This is a genomic window from Parendozoicomonas sp. 209JJ7-1, from assembly GCF_058147085.1.
The window spans coordinates 1-1836 of record NZ_JBYVJU010000057.1; the positions used below are offsets into that span (position 1 = coordinate 1).

The window sequence follows — 1836 nt, forward strand, 5'->3', positions numbered from 1 at the left end:
ACCAAGCGTTAGGCCCAAATAAGGAGTAAAAATGCACCATCGTCGAGGTGGGATGGTTCGAGGACATTATAGGAATGGTTCTTGGGTTGAATCCCATTATCGTTCTGGAACAGATGTAAATGAAACAAGTTACGGATACTCTTCACAATCAATATCTTTTTACGGCGTTAAAAGGATTGAAGGCAGTTACGACTGCTTCGTAAACCCAAATGCCACATGTCCTGTTTGTGGAGCAGAAGTATTTTTCTATCAATCAGAGTTTGGTGGAAGAGTATTCTTTGATGAACTGGGGCCTCCATGGCCAAAGCATCCCTGTACTGATAGATTTTCAACTCCCAAACCAGCAAGAGCTGATAAGAAACAAAGAAAACTATATAAGTGGCAAAGGGATAATTGGAAACCCCTCGTTATAGATCAAGTCAAGATAATTGACAGGTTATCTATACACATTACTGGTTCATTGGATGGCGACCACTTTTCCATCTACGTTGAAAATACAGATAAAAACAGAAATATTTCTTCTCAAAATATTGCACACATCCGTAAAACCGAAGATTCGTATACAATCTCCATATTAAAAGGTTTCTCATCCTCATCAGTTAAAGGTTTCAAGTTCCGGTCTGACTTGGAAGACAGAGTTCAGAAAATCAAGCCCAAGAAAGTTATAAAACCTTTGAGAAAGGTCAGGAAAAAACCTAAGAAAAAAGAGAAAGCTCTCAAAGAAACCAGCTCTCCTTCTAGAGCAAAAAGGCCGGCTAAAAAGAAATCGTTTGTTGTCGACAATCAGAAACATAAAAGACCAAGACTAAAGAAACAAAAAGTGAAAGAACGCAAACTTAATAACGAAGTAATGGCATTAGCCTTTCAAAAGGCCGGATTCAACCTCGGGCCTAACAAGTAAATCCAGGTGACGCCTACGGCGCACCTGATTTAGGCGTTATGTGTTACGATACCGGATAGCTCTAATATTACTCTCATTTTGTCCTAGATCATTTAATAGTGAAGTAAGTGTTTGAATATAAATATGATATTCTCCATATTTACTAATAAATTGTCCATTTCCCATATAGAAGGCGCTATGCTGTGGATGGGTACTATATGTTCGTGTTTCTGGATTGTGAAAAAACTGTATTATATCTCCGAATCTAAGATCTCGCATTCCTTGAAAACGAAGAAATTCTAGGTTTGGTATTGAATCATAAAATTCTTCCGAATTCACATATTGGCAAGATTTAATTGATTCAAAACCTGATATTAAATACCAGGTGAAATCATGGCAAACGCCTTCTTTTAAAGACACTCCATCGGAATCCAACACTCGACAACAATTGGAGAATCCATCTGAAAAAATTTTCGAAAGTCTCTTTAATTGTTCTTTGTTTCTAACTGGTAAGTCTTTAGCTAAGGGTTCAAAAACCTTTAGAAAATAAAAAACATCTTGGTCTTTATAGCTACAACCATTGTCTTTATCTATGAGTAAAAATTTTTTGCCATTTATAGAAAATGGTAGAACCTCAAGTTCTCCGAAGTCTGTTTGTATTTTTTCTGTGTTAGAAAAAACCTCAAACTCAGAATTAGGTGGAGTATTACTTGCCGAATCTGATTCCTTATGAGAGAAGTCTTCTCTCCCATAATGAAAAGAAAGCTTGTTTGAAACCGAGTCCATTATACGAACCTCCAATGTTTCGTTTCTTATGATTATATAGTGGCTTTCCAAACAGATACCTAACAATATAGAAAGAACACATAACAAAAAAATCCAGGTGACGCCTACGGCGCACCTGATTTAGGCGTTACATTTTTAATCAACACCGAGTCAACATTAATAAAAAGGTG

At 36.6% G+C, this 1836-nt stretch carries 2 protein-coding genes; one reads left to right on the forward strand and one right to left on the reverse strand.

What is annotated here, in order from left to right; genetic code table 11:
• Positions 1-31 precede the first annotated feature (31 nt).
• The gene (locus tag ACY2RQ_RS19240; protein WP_490114631.1) at positions 32-901 is read left to right on the forward strand and encodes a hypothetical protein; all 870 of its coding nucleotides are present in this window, start codon (positions 32-34) and stop codon (positions 899-901) included.
• A gap of 36 nt (positions 902-937) precedes the next feature.
• Here the strand turns inward: ACY2RQ_RS19240 and ACY2RQ_RS19245 are convergent, their stop codons facing one another.
• Positions 938-1666: a hypothetical protein gene (locus tag ACY2RQ_RS19245; protein WP_490114632.1), complete on the reverse strand. Its 729-nt coding sequence runs from the start codon at positions 1664-1666 to the stop codon at positions 938-940.
• Positions 1667-1836: the final 170 nt, after the last annotated feature.

What these genes read in the sequence shown, in the direction of transcription:
- ACY2RQ_RS19245 (WP_490114632.1), bottom strand. Translation starts at nt 1,666, where the DNA reads ATGGACTCGGTTTCAAACAAGCTTTCTTTTCATTATGGGAGAGAAGAC.
- ACY2RQ_RS19240 (WP_490114631.1), top strand. Translation starts at nt 32, where the DNA reads ATGCACCATCGTCGAGGTGGGATGGTTCGAGGACATTATAGGAATGGT.